General features: G+C 69.1%; 18 protein-coding genes. 7 read left to right on the top strand and 11 right to left on the bottom strand.

Annotated elements, in window-relative coordinates; genetic code table 11:
- Positions 1-8: 8 nt before the first annotated feature.
- From QFW81_RS05895 to QFW81_RS05905, 3 genes are all read right to left on the bottom strand, one after another.
- Positions 9-422 carry a GFA family protein gene (locus QFW81_RS05895; protein WP_280577723.1) on the bottom strand — a complete coding sequence of 138 codons (414 nt, stop codon included), beginning with the start codon at positions 420-422 and terminating at the stop codon, positions 9-11.
- A 7-nt stretch (positions 423-429) separates the two neighbouring features.
- Positions 430-1,728, bottom strand: a complete 1,299-nt coding sequence (locus tag QFW81_RS05900) for a hypothetical protein (protein ID WP_280577724.1) — start codon at positions 1,726-1,728, stop codon at positions 430-432.
- A gap of 108 nt (positions 1,729-1,836) precedes the next feature.
- The gene (locus QFW81_RS05905) at positions 1,837-2,634 is read right to left on the bottom strand and encodes an alpha/beta fold hydrolase (protein ID WP_280577725.1); all 798 of its coding nucleotides are present in this window, start codon (positions 2,632-2,634) and stop codon (positions 1,837-1,839) included.
- Positions 2,635-3,092: 458 nt separating this feature from the next.
- On the opposite strand from QFW81_RS05905, the gene QFW81_RS05910 reads away from it, so the two are divergent.
- Positions 3,093-3,416, top strand: a complete 324-nt coding sequence (locus tag QFW81_RS05910) for a hypothetical protein (RefSeq protein WP_280577726.1) — start codon at positions 3,093-3,095, stop codon at positions 3,414-3,416.
- Positions 3,417-3,577: 161 nt separating this feature from the next.
- On the top strand, positions 3,578-4,699 hold the full coding sequence (locus QFW81_RS05915) for a DNA glycosylase AlkZ-like family protein (protein WP_280577727.1): 1,122 nt from the start codon (positions 3,578-3,580) through the stop codon (positions 4,697-4,699).
- A gap of 96 nt (positions 4,700-4,795) precedes the next feature.
- Here QFW81_RS05915 and QFW81_RS05920 read toward each other — a convergent pair whose 3' ends face one another.
- Positions 4,796-5,482 (bottom strand): hypothetical protein, encoded by a 687-nt coding sequence (locus tag QFW81_RS05920; RefSeq protein ID WP_280577728.1) that lies wholly within the window; start codon positions 5,480-5,482, stop codon positions 4,796-4,798.
- Complete coding sequence (locus tag QFW81_RS05925) at positions 5,464-6,291, bottom strand: polysaccharide pyruvyl transferase family protein (RefSeq protein WP_280577729.1); 828 nt, start codon at positions 6,289-6,291, stop codon at positions 5,464-5,466. Before QFW81_RS05925 ends, QFW81_RS05920 begins: the two co-directional genes overlap by 19 nt.
- A gap of 302 nt (positions 6,292-6,593) precedes the next feature.
- On the opposite strand from QFW81_RS05925, the gene QFW81_RS05930 reads away from it, so the two are divergent.
- On the top strand, positions 6,594-7,535 hold the full coding sequence (locus QFW81_RS05930) for an ABC transporter ATP-binding protein (protein WP_280577730.1): 942 nt from the start codon (positions 6,594-6,596) through the stop codon (positions 7,533-7,535).
- On the top strand, positions 7,532-8,293 hold the full coding sequence (locus QFW81_RS05935) for an ABC transporter permease (RefSeq protein ID WP_280577731.1): 762 nt from the start codon (positions 7,532-7,534) through the stop codon (positions 8,291-8,293). The genes QFW81_RS05930 and QFW81_RS05935 overlap by 4 nt, the downstream gene beginning before the upstream one ends.
- Positions 8,294-8,463: 170 nt before the next feature.
- Here the strand turns inward: QFW81_RS05935 and QFW81_RS05940 are convergent, their stop codons facing one another.
- From QFW81_RS05940 to QFW81_RS05965, 6 genes are all read right to left on the bottom strand, one after another.
- Complete coding sequence (locus tag QFW81_RS05940) at positions 8,464-8,943, bottom strand: VOC family protein (protein ID WP_280577732.1); 480 nt, start codon at positions 8,941-8,943, stop codon at positions 8,464-8,466.
- A 187-nt stretch (positions 8,944-9,130) separates the two neighbouring features.
- Positions 9,131-9,820 (bottom strand): hypothetical protein, encoded by a 690-nt coding sequence (locus QFW81_RS05945; RefSeq protein WP_280577734.1) that lies wholly within the window; start codon positions 9,818-9,820, stop codon positions 9,131-9,133.
- 106 nt (positions 9,821-9,926) lie between these two features.
- Positions 9,927-10,985, bottom strand: a complete 1,059-nt coding sequence (locus tag QFW81_RS05950) for an ROK family protein (RefSeq protein ID WP_280577735.1) — start codon at positions 10,983-10,985, stop codon at positions 9,927-9,929.
- A gap of 97 nt (positions 10,986-11,082) precedes the next feature.
- Positions 11,083-12,144, bottom strand: a complete 1,062-nt coding sequence (locus tag QFW81_RS05955; protein WP_280577736.1) for an ATP-grasp domain-containing protein — start codon at positions 12,142-12,144, stop codon at positions 11,083-11,085.
- Positions 12,141-13,376: a tyrosine/phenylalanine carboxypeptidase domain-containing protein gene (locus QFW81_RS05960; RefSeq protein WP_280577737.1), complete on the bottom strand. Its 1,236-nt coding sequence runs from the start codon at positions 13,374-13,376 to the stop codon at positions 12,141-12,143. The genes QFW81_RS05955 and QFW81_RS05960 overlap by 4 nt, the downstream gene beginning before the upstream one ends.
- Positions 13,373-14,230 carry an N-formylglutamate amidohydrolase gene (locus QFW81_RS05965; protein WP_280577738.1) on the bottom strand — a complete coding sequence of 286 codons (858 nt, stop codon included), beginning with the start codon at positions 14,228-14,230 and terminating at the stop codon, positions 13,373-13,375. The genes QFW81_RS05960 and QFW81_RS05965 overlap by 4 nt, the downstream gene beginning before the upstream one ends.
- A 467-nt stretch (positions 14,231-14,697) precedes the next feature.
- Here QFW81_RS05965 and QFW81_RS05970 point away from each other — a divergent pair, with 467 nt between their 5' ends.
- The 3 genes from QFW81_RS05970 to QFW81_RS05980 all read left to right on the top strand — a co-directional run bounded on the left by QFW81_RS05970 (position 14,698) and on the right by QFW81_RS05980 (position 17,733).
- Positions 14,698-15,252: a YaeQ family protein gene (locus QFW81_RS05970; protein ID WP_280577740.1), complete on the top strand. Its 555-nt coding sequence runs from the start codon at positions 14,698-14,700 to the stop codon at positions 15,250-15,252.
- Between the two features lie 216 nt (positions 15,253-15,468).
- Positions 15,469-16,464: a GGDEF domain-containing protein gene (locus QFW81_RS05975; protein ID WP_280577741.1), complete on the top strand. Its 996-nt coding sequence runs from the start codon at positions 15,469-15,471 to the stop codon at positions 16,462-16,464.
- Between the two features lie 219 nt (positions 16,465-16,683).
- On the top strand, positions 16,684-17,733 hold the full coding sequence (locus QFW81_RS05980) for a S66 peptidase family protein (protein ID WP_280577742.1): 1,050 nt from the start codon (positions 16,684-16,686) through the stop codon (positions 17,731-17,733).
- Positions 17,734-17,762: the final 29 nt, after the last annotated feature.

A 17,762-nucleotide genomic window follows, 5' to 3' on the forward strand; every position in this document is an offset into this window, starting at 1 on the left:
CCCGGGAGTCAGAACCAGAGGTCGCGGACGCAGCGCCCGTCGGAGGGCAGGTCGTCGAAGCTGTCGAGGCCGTCGAAATGGTCGATCGGCAGGTGGGCCACGGCCGCGGGTTCGGCGAGTCGTACGTTCACCGCCATCCGCCGCCGCCCGTCCGCCTCCCGCCGCAGCCCGCGCCAGCAGATGACGCATCCGCAGGTCGGGCAGAACCGGATCTCCAGTGCCGGATCGCGCTTGCCGATCCGGGTATAGGCCTGTGTCGTCCCCTGGATCGCAATGCGCTCGTGCTCGAAATCGTAGGCCCACAGGGCGCCATAGCGTCGGCAGAGCGTGCAGTTGCACGCCGTAACCGGCCCGGGATCGCCTGTCAGGGTCCAGCCGGCGTCGCCACAGTGGCAGCGCCCTTGCACGGTGTCTGCGCGCATGGCGGGTTCAGGGTTGCCGTGAGGGAGCGGGGGCATCGTCGCGGGCCACGGTCGAGTCGCCCGCGCGCCCGCCGGGAACCACCGTCCACCCCGGGGCGAGCGTGAGCGTCCAGCCTTCGCCGGCGCGTCCGTCGCTGCCCGGCGGCAGTGCCACCGTCGCCTGCTTGCGGTCCGCGTGCACCAGGGCCGCTCCGCCGTCTGCCACGACCAGCTCGCCCCATGCATCGGACAGGCGCAGGGTGGGGTAGACGGTCCCCACACCGTCGAGGGCGGCGAGCGTCTGCGGATTGAACTGGAAACTCGATTTCCCAAGCGGCAGCACCAGCACCGGACCGTCCACCAGCGTGGCGCGCCATGCCGCCAGGCGTTCCCGGCGCGTGCGCTCGCGTGCCTCCTCCGCCGTGCGCAATGCGCCGTCGGCGTCGTAGCGCCGCGTCCGTGGCCCGATCTCGCGCAGGCGCGCCGGATCGATCCGGTGCGCGGCCGCCAGCAGGGCGCCCAGGTCCGCATCGGCTCCGAGCCTGCCGCGCCAGTCCGGATCGACGGCGTCGAGCAGCAGGCCGTAGGCAGGACCGCTGGCGTAGGCGAACGAGCGCACGAAACTGGGTGCGTCGAGGAACCGCGCAAGATCGTAGACGGCGAAGGCGCGGCGCTGCTCGTCCCGGGCAAGGCCCAGCCGCACGCCGGTGTACTCGGCGAGCCCCTCGTTGATTTCGAGCGCCGCCTCGTCGGCGCCGGCGCCATCGAACAGGCTGCGACGGGCGTGGCGGAACGCGAGCGCATCGGTGACGTGCCCGAGGCGCGCGTCAGCCTCGTCGACCATCAATGCGCGGGCCAGCGCTCGCCATTCCAGCTGCAGCAGGTAGCGGCCGTCGAGGGTGTCGAGATGGCGGTTGCCGGCCTCGCCGCGCGCCAGTCCGAGCCCGGGCTGGATGCGGTGGAACATCTCGTGCACCAGGAACACGCGGAGCAGGGCGGGTTCGAACGGCACCGGCCACAGCAGCTGGGTCCACGCCGCGCCCGACCACTCCACGCGCGTGTTCGCCATGATCGCCGAGGCCGGCAGGGTGCCGACGAAGGCGCCGTCCTTCGCCACCAGGACCCCGCCGGGGTCGGCCTGGTTCGCGATCACGGCGCGGTCGGCAGGATCGACGATCATGATCGGCCCGCACAGCGATTCCCCCCACAGCGCGCCGTCGTCGGCGTCGCACAGCTTGCGGGCCTCGTCGAAGACGACCATGGCGCTGGCGTGGTCCGGCGCGGCGGCGACCGGCAGCGCCGCGAGGCCTGCCAGACACGCCAGCACGGCTCCCAGGGATCGAACGACGACTCTTCTGGACATCACGGACCCCTTGGCACGTATGGCGAGCGGCACCGGCAGATCCGGGACCATCCCGGCAGCCGGGTGGAAGGATCAGCGGGCGTTGGGAGCGGTATTCCGGTCCTGCACCGAATCGGCGATCAGCGCGGCCACGCCGCGCGGATCCTCTTCCTGGGCGACGTGGCCACCGGGGAAGGTGCGGATGGTCCAGCCGCGCGCGACCGCGTTGCGCCAGCTGCGGTCGGTCTTCGCGCGATCTTCGGCGGACTGGTCCGCCGGCACGAACGCGACGTAGGTGACCGGCAGCGCGAGCGCCGCCGGGTTGCGGTAGGAGACCGGCTGGCTGAAGCACTTCACCGAATGCTTGACGTTGTACGGCGGCGTGGCGCCCGGCTTCACCCATGGCACCTGCATGAAGCCGTCCTTGAAGCGTTCGGGGTCGGGCGGTGCGTCGTTGCCGAAGATGTCCCACAGCGACTGGCCGTCGTTGGGAACCGCGGCATCCAGGAACACCACGTGGCGCAGGCGTTCTGGAATGCGGTCCATCACCCCGGTCACCACCATCCCGCCGTAACTGTGGCCGGTGAGCACCACGTCGTTCAGGTCCTCGAACAGGATCAGGTTGACCACGTCGTCGATGTGCGTCTGGAGATCGACCTCGGTGCTGTTGAGGTGCTCGCGCTCGCCCAGACCCGTCAGGGTAGGGCGGTACACGGTGTGTCCCTGTTCGCTGAGGAACTGTCCGGTGCGCTTCCACTCCCAGCCGCCGGCGGTGGCGCCATGGACCAGGACGAAAGTCTGCCTTTCGGCGGCGGCTGCCGCCATGGATGTCGGCGCCAGCAGCAGGGTGAACAGGACCAGTGCGAGGGCACGCAGCGGGGAAGCTCTCATGGGTATCCGGATGCTCGTGGTCAGGGGCCGGGAAAGTGTGCCACGCGGATCCGCGGATCGTGCGGCGCCGATCGCGTACGCCGGCGCACGGAACGCGACCGGGGCGACCTGGCGGACGAGCGGAGGGCGAATATCCGCTCTGGCAATGGGGAGCGTCTGTCGGGACGGGCCTAGTCCCGCCATCTTTGGCCCGGCGCGCAGGTCGTGGTACTCGGCGACGCATGCATCTGACGCATCGGCGGCGCCTCGGCTTGTCCTTACGGCACTTGTCCCACTGACGCGGCGTGCGGCTGCGCGCCGTCGACCCACCCGGCTATCGGAGTTTTCCGACAGACACCGGACCCGACGCGCCGGGATACTCGATGCAGCACCAGGATCGGTGCGCGCATCCGGCGAGTTGAGCCGCCCCTGCCGCGATGCGTCGTCCCCGACGGGCGGATGACATGGAGGTAGCACGCATGAAGACACGTATTCTTACGGCCGCGCTGGCACTGGCGGCGACACTGCTGTGTGGCTGCGCATCGATCGCCGAGAGCACCAACACGCTCTCGGACGAACGGCTGCAGTCGATCGCGGCCGGCGCCCTGGGCTACGAGCCTGCCGAACTGGAGGTGGTCAGCCGCCGGACGGAGGGCACCAATACCTACGACAACCTGCGCGCCAGCGACGGTGGCGAGTTCGCCTGTGTCGTGAACGGTGGCAACTTCCTGTCGGCCGGCATGACCAACCCGCCATCGTGCAACCGGAAGGGAGAACCGGCCCGCAGGACAAGCCCGCTGTGACGGGTTAATCCGCTCGATGGGTGGATCGGATCGCCCGACATCGGTTCCCGATGTCGGGCCGTCCGTCACGGACGGGAATCCAGGAAGGTGTCATTGCGAAGGCCACCGCTCGAGTCGCCGGAGTGGCGGCGCCCACGCCGCCTGTGCTGCAATCGCGCCCGATGCGCACACCCACCCTCGATGTCCTGCGGCGCTACGCCATCGCGCGGACGCTGCCACCGCCCGCGACCCTGTCGAGGGCGATCCGGCGACTCGGCTTCGTCCAGGCCGATCCGATCCGCGCGCCGGCACGCGCGCAGGACCTCACCCTGCGCCACCGCGTGCGCGACTACGTCGCCGGCGACCTGGAGCGGCGTTATCCGCGCATGGCGCTGGAAGAGGACTGCCTGGTCAACTACGGGTTCCTGCCGCGCGCGCAGGCGGCGCTGCTGCATCCCCGCCAGCCGCGCCGCGCATGGGATGCGGCGACGCGCCGCCGTGCGGAGGCGGTGCTGGCGTTCGTGCGCGCGCGTGGCGCGGTGCATCCGCGCGAGGTCGACCGCCATTTCGCGCACGGACGTGTGCGCAACTACTGGGGCGGCTCGAGCAACGCCACCACCCACCTGCTCGAAGCGATGCACTACGCCGGCCTGCTGCGGGTGCGGCGGCGCGATGCCGGGACCCGCGTGTATGCCGTGGCGCAGCGCGAACCCTCCGACGACAGCCCGTCCGGACGCGAACGCCGGGCCGAGGCACTGGTGGAACTGATCGTCCGCAAGTACGCACCGCTGCCGGCATCCAGCCTGGTCTACCTGGTACGGCTGCTCGACTACGGTGCGCCACAGCTGGCGACGCAGACCCGCGCTGCGCTGGCCATGGCGCGCGAACGCCTGCCCTCCGCACGGGTCGACGGCGTGACGTGGCTCTGGCCGGACGGAGAGGATCCCGCCGCGCGCCGCCACCGGTTGGACCACACCCTGCGCCTGCTGGCACCGTTCGATCCGATCGCCTGGGATCGCCGGCGATTCGAACTGCTGTGGGGCTGGCGCTACCGGTTCGAAGCCTATACCCCGGCAGCGAAGCGACAGTTCGGCTACTACGCGCTACCGATGCTGTGGCGGGGCCACATGGTCGGCTGGGCCAATATCGGCATGCGCGACGGGCAGCTCGCGCCGGCCTTCGGATACGCCGCAGGCGTCCCGAAGGACGCCGGCTTCCGCAACGCACTGGACGAAGAACTCGATCGGATGCAGCGGTTCCTGATGGGCGCTGCGGCCATCCGTGACGCGGCGGGCCGGGGCTGAGGGAGGCCTGCTGCAGGCCGGACCGTCCTGTGAGGGTGTCCGTGTAGGGCAGCGGCGCTGCGACGGTTGACCGAAACCGCGTGCAGCCGCGGCAGGTCAGGCGGACAATGGGCCGGCCGTGGCAGCCGGATTCCCGAGGTGGTTCCGCAGCTCGTCGTCCATGAAGCGCACCGGTGCATTCGTCGCAAGCCACCGCATCGCCACCAGGTCGTGTCCTGCATGGTTGCGTGGAGTGTCTGCATCTTCAATGTAGAAATGGCCAGGCGATAACGAGAATCCTGTCGCATCAATTCGTGTAGCTCCTGCGGCAGCGGCAAGCAGCAGCGCCAGTACGCCGTTCGAATGGGCGTCCGGCCCGACGAGTCCTCCACTCGAGTAGCCTGTCAATGCGAGCACGAACTGTGCCCTCGCCTCGGCCGTCATGACCTCCTGCGAACGCCACGCGAAACCGAAATCACGGAAGCGCTCGGCATAGTCGGTCCATTTGCCGGGATTCACGAAAAGGACCCGCTCACTGAAGCGACCATTCATGTTGCGCAGGGTATGGCGGCTCGTCTTGTCGCCAGCCCGGCTGACGCCAGCGCCGAGAACAGTCAGATCTGCAGAACGAGCGAGTCCGTATCCCGCTCCATTCGCGCAGACGATGACGGAATCTTCGTATCCGGCGGGCAGTTTGCGACCTGGTGCGGACCCGAACACCGTGCAGTGCTGCCCCGATACGAAGCGACAAAGTTCCGGCACGAGCGGTGATGTCGCTTCCACGATCAAGTGTTGAGACGCCAAGGTTGCTGAGCCTCCATCCAATCGAAGAGGGCGGCAAAATCGTACTGCTTCCAGGCGTTCGATCTCAGCGCCTGCCGGAGCTCGGGGTACGTCTGGAACACCGGAATTTCGACTCCCGAGCTCGCCAAAAGCCCCTCGATCTTATGGGTATTGCCTTTGAGAACCAGGAACGGGACGCGAGCCCTGCAGGCGGCGTACATGGCGTGGTGACGGCCCGTCACCAGTACTTTCGCGGAAGGAAGCGAACGAACCAGGGAAGACCACGTCCACTCATGCATCTGGATGTACGGGACCGACCAGGTCCATTGCGTAGTCACCTTGGCGAAGGTCCCCAGGTCGCGACTGAAGAAATCGGTCAGTACGATGTCACCGCCAAAATCGACGACAGGGGATGCGACGTCAATCGGCAGGAAGAACGACTGGTCTATCATCACTTCACTGCAGACGCCGCTCCTCTCGAGTTCCTGTTGCGAAAGCACCTCGCGAACCACGACGCGTTCGCAGGATCTGAGGACCTCTGCAGCGGCGGCCGAGTTCTCCTGCCACACCGTGTTTACAAGCTGGACCCGCTTGCCCCGAGCCGTTGCAGCCCCGATCTCGGCCAGCTTCCGGCGGCAGGAGGGGGAGTCGTGATGCATCGAGCCTTCGCCGTTGACGACGAGAACATCGTAGTCACTCTCTTCCCCCACCACACAGCCGGATAGCCTGCAGGCTGCCAGGATAGACTGGTAAGCCGCCGCGGAGCCGCAGTGATAGTCCGAATGATCCCCGATGATCCGGATTCTCGTCGTCCGATCGTCCCTACTCAATGATCAACTCCTTGGGTATTGCGGTGACGGTCCATGGTGCGCCGGGCAGCGCCGACAGCACGGCGATTCCGACCTGCCGGGCGCGCTCCAGTATCGCAGATTCCCGGTCCCCGCTCGGGCCCTCCGGCTTCGACGGAACCGCTGATCGTCGGTTGCACGGCGATCCGCACGGCGGAGTGAAGTCCCAAGCCGTGCCGATCGAAGTCGCAGGCGGGGACGGTCATTCCCGCCTACGGGACAACGTTGACGCCGACGCTCCGGTACGATCCGCGCTGGATTCGCAAGCCCGGGGGTCGTCCCGCGTGTCTTCCATCATTTCCATCCGCAACCTCGGCAAGACCTACGCCTCGGGATTCAAGGCGCTCGATTCGGTCGATCTGGAGATCCGCAAGGGCGAGATCCTGGCGCTGCTGGGCCCCAATGGCGCAGGCAAGACCACGCTGATCAGCATCGTCTGCGGCATCGTCAACCCCACCGAAGGCACGGTGGTGGCCGATGGCCACGACATCGTGCGCGACTACCGCGCCGCGCGCAGCCGGATCGGGCTGGTGCCGCAGGAGTTGTCGACCGATGCGTTCGAGACGGTCTGGGCGACGGTGAGGTTCAGCCGCGGCCTGTTCGGCAAGCCGCGCGACGACGCCCACCTGGAGAAGGTGCTGCGCGACCTGTCGCTGTGGGACAAGCGCGACAGCAAGATCATGACCCTCTCCGGCGGCATGAAGCGACGCGTGCTGATCGCCAAGGCGCTGGCGCACGAGCCGGCCATCCTGTTCCTGGACGAGCCGACCGCAGGCGTGGACGTGGAGCTGCGCCGCGACATGTGGGCGCTCGTGCGCCAGCTGCGCGAGAGCGGGGTGACCATCATCCTCACCACGCACTACATCGAGGAGGCCGAGGAGATGGCAGACCGCATCGGCGTGATTGACAAGGGCCGCCTGCTGCTGGTGGAGGACAAGCACGTGCTGATGCGCAAGCTGGGACGCAAGCAGCTGTCGCTGACGCTGCACGCGCCGCTGGACGCCGTGCCCGAGGCGCTGGCGTCGCTGCCGCTCGAACTCGCCGACGAGGGAAGAACGCTGGTCTACACCTTCGACTCCCAGACCGAGGAGACCGGCATCGCCGGCCTGCTGCGGCGGCTGGGCGAGCTCGGCATCGAGTTCAAGGACCTGCATTCGAGCGAGAGTTCGCTGGAGGAGATCTTCGTCGAACTGGTGCACACCGGCCGCCAGGAGGCACGCGCATGAACTGGCACGCGATCCGCGCCATCTACCGCTTCGAGATGGCGCGCACGTTCCGCACCATCACCCAGTCCATCGCCTCGCCGGTGCTGTCGACCTCGCTGTACTTCGTGGTGTTCGGCGCCGCGATCGGCTCGCGCATGGGCGAGATCGACGGGGTGTCGTACGGTGCCTTCATCATCCCGGGCCTGATCATGCTCTCGCTGCTCAACGAGAGCATCTCCAACGCCTCGTTCGGCATCTACATGCCCAAGTGGGCGGGGACGATCTACGAGCTGCTGTCCGCGCCGGTGTCGTACGTGGAGGTGGTGCTGGGCTACGTGGGCGCGGCGGCCACCAAGTCGATGATGCTCGGTGTGCTGATCCTGGTCACCGCCCGCCTGTTCGTGCCCTACGAGATCGCGCATCCGCTGCTGATGGTCGTCTTCCTCGTGCTGACCGCGGTCACCTTCAGCCTGTTCGGCTTCATCATCGGGCTGTGGGCGGACGACTTCCAGAAGCTGCAGGTGATCCCGCTGATGATAGTCACGCCGCTGACCTTCCTCGGCGGCGCGTTCTACTCGATCAGCATGCTGCCGCCGGTGTGGCAGAAGATCGCCCTGTTCAATCCGGTGGTCTACCTGGTGAGCGGCTTCCGCTGGAGCTTCTACGGCACCTCGGACGTGAACGTCGGCATCAGCCTGGCGGCGATCGTCGGCTTCCTGGCGGTATGCCTGGCGGCGGTCTGGTGGATCTTTAGGACCGGCTGGAAACTGCGCGCCTGATGAGCGATTGCGGGTTGGTGTGGCCGTCGGCGGCGTGCCGTCCGGCTCCGTGCGCACAGGTCCAACACAGCCGTAATGGACCTGTGCGTCTCCGCCAGTGATGACGACCGCCCGCGCGCTCAACGGCTGGTCCGTTCAGGGCGGGCCAGCCGCGCGTACGCATCCACGGATCAGCCCCGGCGGGCGGCCTCGATCGCGGCGACGTCGATCTTGCGCATCTCCATCATCGCCTCGAACACCCGCCTGGCGGCCGCCCTGTCGGTTCCGGCCATCGCATCGGTGAGCACGCGGGGGGTGATCTGCCACGACAGCCCCCAGCGGTCCTTGCACCAGCCGCAGGCGCTTTCCTGGCCGCCGTTGCCGACGATCGCGTTCCAGAGCCGGTCGGTCTCGGCCTGGTCGTCGGTGGCCACCTGGAACGAGAACGCCTCGCTGTGGCGGAACGTGTCGCCCCCGTTCAGGCCGATGCACGGGATGCCCATGACCGTGAACTGCACGGTCAGCACATCGCCGGCCTTGCCCGACGGATAGTCGGCCGGGGCGTGGTGTACCGCGTCGACGCGGCTGTCGGGAAAGATTTCGGCGTAGAAGGTGGCGGCCTCGAGCGCGTCATGGTCGAACCAGAGGCAGACGGAGTTCTTCGGAGTCATGGATCGGTTCCTCAATGCGGGCCGGGTGGGGCAGGCCGGACCACATGCGTGGGGTCTGCCGGTCCTGCACCCGGACGACGGGCCACGGTGGCGCAAATCGACATAGCACCGTCCGCGGCTTTGGTGAGGTGAAACGCCTGGGGTCCGGGCTGCCCGGCGGGGTGGATGCACCTGCCCCGCGGCCGCATCAGCGGTACTCGTCCGATCCCTGCACCCAGAGGAAGGACTGCACGTCGATCATGTCGCGCGGACGCAGGTCGCGCAGGTCCTCGCGCACGATCGCGGAGAACTCGAGCAGGCTCCGGTAGACCTCCCAGTCTGGCCGCGACCGGTAGGGCAGTGGGTAGCCGTAGGCACGTGCGGCGGCGCGGATCGTGTTGGGCTTCATGAACATGTGCCGGTCCGGCTGGGCGATGAATCCGAACACGGTGACCAGCGGCCAGGTGAGCACGCGCGTCTGCCGCCGCGGCAACCGGTCGATGGCGGCGACCCAGCGTTCGAACCGCAACTCGAGCCCCCCGCGGCCGTGCAGGTAGTCGTACAGCCCCTGCGCGAACTCGCGCACGCCGGCCTCGCTGCGCAGGGCATCGCGCAGCGCCATCTTCTCGAACGAGAACAGCATGCTGTGGCGGGCACGCTGCTCGACGCGCACCGCACGCGCGGCTGCTTCGGCATGCTGATCGTCGCGCAGCAGCCGGCGGAAGGTGGTGCGCGGCAAGGCCTCCTGCCAGCGCTGGTGCGTGTCCCACTTGTAATCGCGCTCCCAGTCCAGGTAGACCGGATCGCGGAAACCGCCTGGGAACTGGCGCAGGAAGCGCCTGCGGCTGCGCGCTGCGCCGGCCAGGGCGGGGGGTGTCTCGGTGCGGGAGCGCGCCATGCCCGGCTTGTAGCACCGGCGGGTTGACGGCGGCGTGCATGCCTTGCACGGATGCGGCGCGATCCATTCGACGGCGCGCGCGGGGAACCCGCGCCGAGCGCCCGCATCAACCCATCGTGTAGCTGGCGTTGCCCAGGCCGGTGCCGATCGTCAGCACCGCCCAGCGCCTGGCCTTGCGCATGCGCCGCAGTTCGCTCAGGCCCTGTACGACGGCGTCGTTGTGCATCACCACGCGCGGAATCCTGCCGTCGACCGGATGCAGCAGGGTGGACAGGGCGTCGGGCAGGTGGAAGGGCCGTTCCCAGTCGCCGGGCAGGTTCTGGGCGCCGGCGGACAGCGAGCCGTCCGCTTCGACCTGGCCCGGGCAGGCGATGCCGACGAAGGGTGCCAGGCGCAGCCCCAGGGTCGCCGCGAACGCGGCCAGCGCATTGAGCATCGCCGCCAGGCGCACGACCGCGTCCTCGCGGCTGGGGCCGTCGTCGGCGTGGCGCCATTTCAGGCTTTCGACCACGCGCGCCTTGCCCCCGGTGTCGTCCTTGTGCAGGCCGTGTTCAACGATGCCGCAGCGCAGGTTGGTGCCACCCACGTCGACCGCCAGGAATGCCTGGTGGCCGCGCGCCTCGTCCGGAAGCAGCGGCGCCCACCCGAGCAGTCCGCCCTCGTCCGCATCGTGCCGCAGCGGATGCAGAGTAGCGCTGGTGTCGGCCAGTTCCAGCAGCCGCATCGCGCGCCGCAGCGCGAGGCCGCCGGTCTCGTGCTCCGGGAAGCCGCCGCCGAGCACGATCCGTTCCACGCCCGTCCACTGCGGCTGCGCCAGGAACACCTGCACCACGTAGCGCAGCCGTCGCGCGTATTCCTCCACGGCCAGGTGGACGGCGTGCGCGGCGTCGGGATCACCGCCGACCAGCACCAGGTCCACCTTCTGCTTGCCGAGCTCGGACGAGGGAGTCTTGCCGAACGGGTCCTCGCCGCTGAGGTGATCCCGGCGCGCGGTGTCCAGCAGGGTGCGGAAGGCGGTCTGGCTGGCGCGGTCGCCCACGAAACCCTCGCCGTCGGGGTCGCGCAGGCGCAGGTTGTAGTGGTCGATCCGCAGTCCCGGCAGCTGTACCGCGTTGTGCTGGCCGCGATCGTCGCGGGCGGAGGGAGCGCGGTCGTCACGTGCCATGGGCTGGATCCGGGAAACGTTCGGCGACGCTACCCGGATGGCGGTGAGGGGCGGGTGCAGGACCCGATGGGTCAGAGGTTGGGGTCAGAGCATCGGGTCAGAGCATCGAGAGCTCGACGTTGGTCAGGTTGCCGCGGTACTGGTTGCGCAACCGCACCTTGCGCGCGAGGTCTTCGATGATGTGGCGGCTGAAGTCCACGCCGGTCAGCTCCTCCGCCATGTTGATTCCGCCGGGGGTGTCGACGTTCACCTCCATCAGTTTGTCCCCGACGATGTCCAGACCGGCCAGGTACATGCCGTCGTGGATCAGCTTCGGCGCCACCAGCTCGGCCAGTCGCAGGGCGTCCTCGTCCGGCTCGGCCAGTTCGATCTTGCCGCCGGCGCTGATGTTGCTGCGCGCATCGCCGCTGTCGTTGTAGCGGCGGAAGCACGCGTAGCGGCCGTCGACCTGCAGCGGACGGCCGTTGAGCGTCAGCAGCCGCAGGTCGCCTTCGGCGGCCTTGGGCAGGTATTCCTGCGCGATCGCGTAGCCGTCGCGGATCACCGCGTCGATCATCTGGTTGACGTTGGCGCCGCCGTCGCCGTTGACGACGAACACGCCCTGGCCACCGGAGCCCTGCAGCGGCTTGATCACGCCGCGTCCGCCCTGGGCCGAGATGAAGGCCTTGATCTCGTCCGCGTCGCGGCTGATGCAGGTGACCGGGCGCACGTCCTCGGGAAAATGCTGGAAGTAGGTCTTGTTCGAGGCGTCGGTGAGGTGGGTGGGGTCGTTGAGCACGATCACGCCGCGCTTGACCACCAGCTGCGCGAACAGCAGCGCGCTGTTCGGCGCCCAGGGACGGTCGACCACTTCCTCGGCGGGGTCGCTGCGCAGCATCAGCACGTCGAGTTCCTCGACGCTGATCCGCTCGACCCGGGCGTCCTCGCCGTGCAGGTCGGCCAGCAGTGCGGCGTCGTCCTCGTACGACTCGCCGCGAGGCAGGTGCGCCTTCGCGCAGACGCTTCCGGCCGGGTCGTAGATGAAGTCTTCCAGGCCGATCAACGCGACCGAATGCCCCAGCCGCAGGGCGGTGCGTGCCAGGCGGATGGTGGTGTAGTTGTCCTGTTCGGTGGCGATGTCGTTGACGACGAAGCCCAGACGCAAGGGTCGATCGGTCATGCAGAGGGTTCCAGCGGGAGGGGAGTGGGGTGGGCGTGATACAGGTGCGCGACGTCGAGCGTTCGACAGCGTGCCAGCGCGGCGGTGAATCCCTCGGCGGTCGTGTAACGGGGCAACAGCCGGGGTGGGGTGGCCCAGCCCTCTTCGACGAGTTGCGCCATGACCGCGCGATGGCGCAGCGCGAACTTGCCCGCGAACAGCGGCTCGAACGCGTGACCGGCGCGCAGGTCGGCAAGCAGGTCGCACAGGCCGCGCAGGTAGACCGCGTCCTTGGTCAGCCCGCCGCCACGCAGGGCACGTACCGCCACGTCGAACGCCTCGTCGGTGGCGAAGCCGTGCTGGTCGTGCAGGCAGGCGAAGATCTCGGGAATCCCCTGGCGGTGGATCGCCATGTCCGCCGCGACCACGCGGGCGGCGAGGATCCGCAGCCGCTCGCCGGGCAGGTAACCCGACAGGAACTCGGCGAGCACGCCGAGCCCCTCCTGCAGCGGGTCGTACTGGGCCAGCCCCACGGACAGCTGGCGCAGCGGCTGGCGCGCGCCGTTGTAATGGGTGACCACGTGCGTCCCGACCTCGTGCTGCACCAGCGGCTGCAGCCGCGCCTGGGGCAGGCGCAGCTCCGCATCCAGGTACAGGCGGCCGTGCGACACCATCATCAGCGAGCCGATGTCGGCATTGACGACGACATCGAGTTCGAAGTCCGGGGCCTGTGTCCGATACCAGTCGACCTCGTCCTCGACCGCGGCCACCACGGCGTCGACGCCGGTATCCGCCTCCAGCGGTTCACCGGCCTCGACCTCGTCCAGCAGGCGGTTCGCGAGCGCCAGCAACTCGGGCTCGACGCCACCGAAGAGTCCGATGCTGGCATCGATGAACCCCCCCGTGCCCCGCAGGCGCACCAGGTCGATGGTGTGGCCGAGGTCGCGCTGCTTCTCGGCCAGTACCCCGGCCAGCAGCGGCGATTCGATCCGGTCGACCGGAAGCGTGAGCAGGCGCCGGCGCATGGCATCCAGGTCGAGCACCGGCTCGGCGTAGCGCAACGGCGCCACGCGTGTCCGGTCGCTGGCCTCGAACTCCTCCCACAACCGGTCCGTCCCCAGTGGATTGAGTGCGATCAGCCAGTCGAGTTCGGCATCGATCGCGAGCAGGGCCGCGTCGATCTCCGCCGCGACCGGCGGAAGCTCCCGCGCCGGTGCGAAGGACGCGTCCCCCGGCTGCACCTGCGCGTTCATGTCCGCCTCCGGAACTCGGGTCGGACTGCGTCCACCGCCGACCTGAGTCCACGCTGGAGGTCGCGCACGGCGGTGATGTCCGCGGTGCCGGTCCACTCGTCCATGAAGATCTTCTTGTACTCGGGCGAAATCGTGCACACCCGGGATCCCCAGCGGGCGAAGATCCATTCAGGGAAGTGCCCGCCCGTGGGAAAGCGCACGTTGGCGCGGACATCCGGCGCGCGGCCCCGGATCGGCATGGCGCGCAGCGCCTGGGCGAATCGCTCGGTGACGGCGCGCCAGCGCGACGGGTCGGCCGTGGTGAGGCCCAGTTCGATGTCGGGATTGCCGGCCTGGGGTGCGACGTCGCCGCCGGCGCCATCGCGTCGATGGTTGTAGCTGTGCAGGTCGATCAGCAGGATCGCGTCCCAGCGCTCGAGCAGGGTGTCCAGCAGCTCGGTGACCATGGCGTAGAACCTGTCCCAGCGCTGCAGCGAACGTGCGATCTCGCGCTCGGGCAGGGGCGAGGACCACACCTGGAGTCCCCAGCAATCTTCCGGGCGCGCGTACACCGCGCCGTCCCGCGGGCGATTCAGGTCGACTTCGAAGCGCGAGACCGGTACACGGAGACGCACGTCGCCCACGTCGGTGAGCAGGCCGGTCAGTGGATCCTCCTCGCGCAGGCGATCTGCGTCGCCGAGCGCGAGCAGGGGACGCAGGGACGGGCGGATCGCATGGCCGTCGTGGATCGCGGTCGCCACCACCGGGCCGTCCGCGAGGGTCATGTCCCACTCGTCCTCGCGACGGATCGGCGTCAGTTGCGGACGGGTCTCGAACCAGCCCCGCGCCGGAGCGTTGCCTTCGGGTGCCATCATGGCGGCGAATGCTCGCAGGCGCGCAATGATCGCGCCGTGATGGGTGCGGCGCGCGTGGCGTGCGCGTGCAATCGGCATTCATCCGGCGCGACACGCGAACGCCGTCGCTCGATCCTCGTCCAGCGCGTCCGTCACGACGGCCCCTTCACCGATTGCAACGGAACTGTTCTCGCAGCGCCGCTCGCTTGGGCCTGGACGATCCCGTGCGTCGGATCGTCCGCCGGCCTGAACATGTGCAGGTCCGGCGTGCGTTCAGGGTTCAGTACGCCTTCGCGCATCGCAGACAGCGCGAGAGGATCGCCGTCACCCGGCATCAGCGCATCACTCCACTGGCGGGCCGTGTTCGCCCTGCGAAACGCCAAGCGACTGCGGCGGCCACGTTCGCGACCCTGTCGCGCAAAGCCGGCGACACGTACGGCGTGGGTCGCACGACGCATACAATGGAGTTCCCGGATCCTGGCATCTCCATGGCGCCCAACGCGACGATCTACCGGCTCGAACTGCAGGTCAGCGACATGGACCGGCACTACTACGCCAGCCACAACCTCACGCTGGCGCAGCATCCGTCCGAAACGCCGGAGCGGCTGATGGTGCGGTTGATCGCCTTCGCGCTGTTCGCGGACGAGCGGCTCGAGTTCGGCCGCGGACTGAGTACCGTCGAGGATGCCGACCTGTGGCAACGGGACTACGGCGGCGAGATCGAACGCTGGATCGACCTCGGTCAACCCGACGACACCTGCATCCGCAAGGCGTGCGCGCGTGCGCGCCACGTCGTGGTCGTGAACTACGGCGGCAATGCCGCGGACATCTGGTGGAACAAGGTCGCATCGTCGCTGTCGCGGCTGGACAACCTCACCGTGATCGACCTGGCCCCGGACCGCATCGAGGCAGCCACCGCCCTGCTCGAGCGCGGGATGCGACTGACGGCGATGATCCAGGACGGCGAGCTGCAGCTGATGAGCGAGCACCTCAACGTGGCGATGACGCCGCAGGTGCGGCGGGCGGCCTCGCGCGGCATGTAGACGGGTGCGCGCGCCCTCGAAGCGCGCCTGTATTGCGCAGGAGCCGGTCTCGTGGGTGTGCACCCGGCATCGGGGTGCGTTCACACGCACGGGTCGCCGCTGTGCGTAGGCTGGGGCGCGAGGACCTGTCCGGGCATCGGTCAGGGCGAGGATGCCTGACCGGTGACGGCTGGCGGCCCCGGGCGCGGTCGCCCCGGCGCGGCCAAGGGAGGCGCGATGTGGAAGCACAGGCTGAGGGTGGATTTCCACCTGGGCATCGTGGTGATGTTCGGCGCGATCACCGTGCTCGGCATCGCCCCGTTCGGCATCTACCGCCATCTCACCGGTGAGTGGTTGATCGCCCTGATCGATCTCGTCATCGTCGCCAGCATCGTCGGTGCCGTGCTGTACGCGTGGCGCACCGGGCGCACCGCGGGGGTGGCCTCCTTCCTCGCCGCGACCTACTCGCTGGGATGCGTCGCGGTGGCGCACCTGGCTGGATTGCCCGGCCTGCTCTGGGTGTATCCGGTGCTGGTCGCGAACTTCCTGCTCGTGCGGCGCTGGCCGGCACTGCTGATCTCGGCCGCGGCCGCGGCGGCGGTCATGGCCAGCGATGCCGCCCTCGCCACGCCGGTGGAGAAAATCCTGTTCATGGTCACCGCGATCGTGGTCAGCCTGTTCTCCTTCGTGTTCGCCTCGCGTGCGGAACTGCAGCGCTCGCAGCTGGAGGCGATCGCACTGCGCGATCCCCTCACCGGAGCCGGCAACCGGCGCGGGCTCGAGCTCGAGCTGCATGCCGCGATCGTCACCAGCCAGCGGCAGGCGACGCCGCTGGGGATGCTGATCTTCGACATCGACCACTTCAAGGCGATCAACGACGACTTCGGCCACGAGGCGGGCGACGACGTGCTGGTGCAGCTGGCAACCGTCGTGCGCGGCAGCACCCGTGCCAACGACCGCTTCTTCCGCCTCGGCGGCGAGGAGTTCACCCTGCTGCTCCCCGGGGCCAGTGGTGCCGCACTGTGGGCGATCGCGGAAAAGCTGCGATCGGCCGTCGAGACGGACGTGCAGTGCAGGGGGCGCACGGTCACCATCTCGATCGGCGCGGCCAGCCACCAGGGTGGCGAATCGGCGGCGGAGTGGCTGGCGCGTGCGGACGCGGCGATGTATCGCGCCAAGCGGGGTGGGCGCAACCGCACGATGACCGCGGACGACGGCGACGGGCCCTCCTGAACCGGCGGATCATGCGCGTCTGGCCGAAGCACTGGCACGGACGTCGCCGCGCGAGCGGCAGGTGCGGCGAGGAGTTGGGCGACGCAGGCGCGTGGCCGCCGTTCCGGCTGCGCCGGGCAGCCACGCGCGCAGCGGCACGACCCGCGCCGCGTGCAGTCCGCGTTGTTGCCTACGCCGCCCGTTGCTACCCTCGCGCCTGGTCTGGAATGGGGGCAGGGCATGCGCAGGCGACACTTCCTCGGTACCGCCGCGATGGCCGCCAGCGCGGCGCTCGCTCCCGGCGTCGGATCGGCTGCGCGCTCCGGTGCCGGGATGGCGCAACGCCTGCCCAGGCCGCTGTCGCCCGGCGGCACGGTCGCCCTGGTCAGCCCGTCCTCGGCGGTCTCCGACCCGTTCGACCTCCAGCTTGCGCGCGAGGTGATGGAAGCGCTGGGGCTGCGCGTGACCACGGGCGCCCACTACGCGGCGCGGCGCGGCCACCTCGCGGGCACCGATGCCGAACGCGCGGGCGACCTCAATGCCGCATTCGCCGACCCGCAGGTCGACGCGATCGTCTGCACCCGCGGCGGGTCTGGCGCGGCGCGCCTGCTGCCGCTGCTGGACTACGACGCGATCCGTGCGAATCCCAAGGTGCTGCTCGGCTACTCCGACGTCACTGCGCTGCACTGCGCGATCCAGGCACGCACCGGGCTGGTGACCTTCCACGGTCCGATCGGCACCGGCAGCTGGAACCGGTTCAACGCAGACCAGTTCCGGCGCGTGTTCTTCGAGCGCGAACTGCTGCGCTACGAAAACCGCATCGAGGCCGGCGACGAACTCGTGCCGCGACGCAACCGCACCCGCACGCTCACGCCAGGCAAGGCGCGGGGCCGCCTGCTGGGCGGCAACCTCACGGTGCTCACCGCGCTTGCCGGCTCGCCCTACCTGCCGGATTTCGACGGCGCCATCCTGTTCCTCGAGGACGTGTCGGAGGCGCCGTACCGGGTCGACCGTATGCTCACCACGCTCAGCCTGATGGGCGTGCTCGACCGCATCGCGGGCTTCGTGTTCGGCGAGTGCACCGAGTGCGACCCGGGCGATGGCTACGGGTCGCTGACGCTGTCGCAGATCCTCGACGACTTCATCTTGCCGCTCGGCATCCCGGCCTATACCGGAGCGATGATCGGCCACATCCGCGAGCAGTTCATCCTGCCGGTCGGCGGCGAGGTGGAACTCGACGCCGACGCCGGCACGCTGCGCCTGCTGGCGCCGGCGTTCGCGGGCGGGTGAGGGGCGAGGTCGCCCGGAACCCCGGGGCG

This window comes from Luteimonas kalidii, from assembly GCF_029887935.1.
Taxonomy (GTDB): domain Bacteria; phylum Pseudomonadota; class Gammaproteobacteria; order Xanthomonadales; family Xanthomonadaceae; genus Luteimonas; species Luteimonas kalidii.

Excerpts from the sequence above, each read along its gene's own strand:
- QFW81_RS05895 (WP_280577723.1), bottom strand. The coding sequence starts at position 422 with ATGCGCGCAGACACCGTGCAAGGGCGCTGCCACTGTGGCGACGCCGGC.
- QFW81_RS05905 (WP_280577725.1), bottom strand. The coding sequence starts at position 2,634 with ATGAGAGCTTCCCCGCTGCGTGCCCTCGCACTGGTCCTGTTCACCCTG.
- QFW81_RS05910 (WP_280577726.1), top strand. The coding sequence starts at position 3,093 with ATGAAGACACGTATTCTTACGGCCGCGCTGGCACTGGCGGCGACACTG.
- QFW81_RS05915 (WP_280577727.1), top strand. The coding sequence starts at position 3,578 with ATGCGCACACCCACCCTCGATGTCCTGCGGCGCTACGCCATCGCGCGG.
- QFW81_RS05935 (WP_280577731.1), top strand. The coding sequence starts at position 7,532 with ATGAACTGGCACGCGATCCGCGCCATCTACCGCTTCGAGATGGCGCGC.
- QFW81_RS05940 (WP_280577732.1), bottom strand. The coding sequence starts at position 8,943 with ATGACTCCGAAGAACTCCGTCTGCCTCTGGTTCGACCATGACGCGCTC.
- QFW81_RS05945 (WP_280577734.1), bottom strand. The coding sequence starts at position 9,820 with ATGGCGCGCTCCCGCACCGAGACACCCCCCGCCCTGGCCGGCGCAGCG.
- QFW81_RS05950 (WP_280577735.1), bottom strand. The coding sequence starts at position 10,985 with ATGGCACGTGACGACCGCGCTCCCTCCGCCCGCGACGATCGCGGCCAG.
- QFW81_RS05955 (WP_280577736.1), bottom strand. The coding sequence starts at position 12,144 with ATGACCGATCGACCCTTGCGTCTGGGCTTCGTCGTCAACGACATCGCC.
- QFW81_RS05960 (WP_280577737.1), bottom strand. The coding sequence starts at position 13,376 with ATGAACGCGCAGGTGCAGCCGGGGGACGCGTCCTTCGCACCGGCGCGG.
- QFW81_RS05965 (WP_280577738.1), bottom strand. The coding sequence starts at position 14,230 with ATGATGGCACCCGAAGGCAACGCTCCGGCGCGGGGCTGGTTCGAGACC.
- QFW81_RS05970 (WP_280577740.1), top strand. The coding sequence starts at position 14,698 with ATGGCGCCCAACGCGACGATCTACCGGCTCGAACTGCAGGTCAGCGAC.
- QFW81_RS05975 (WP_280577741.1), top strand. The coding sequence starts at position 15,469 with ATGTGGAAGCACAGGCTGAGGGTGGATTTCCACCTGGGCATCGTGGTG.
- QFW81_RS05980 (WP_280577742.1), top strand. The coding sequence starts at position 16,684 with ATGCGCAGGCGACACTTCCTCGGTACCGCCGCGATGGCCGCCAGCGCG.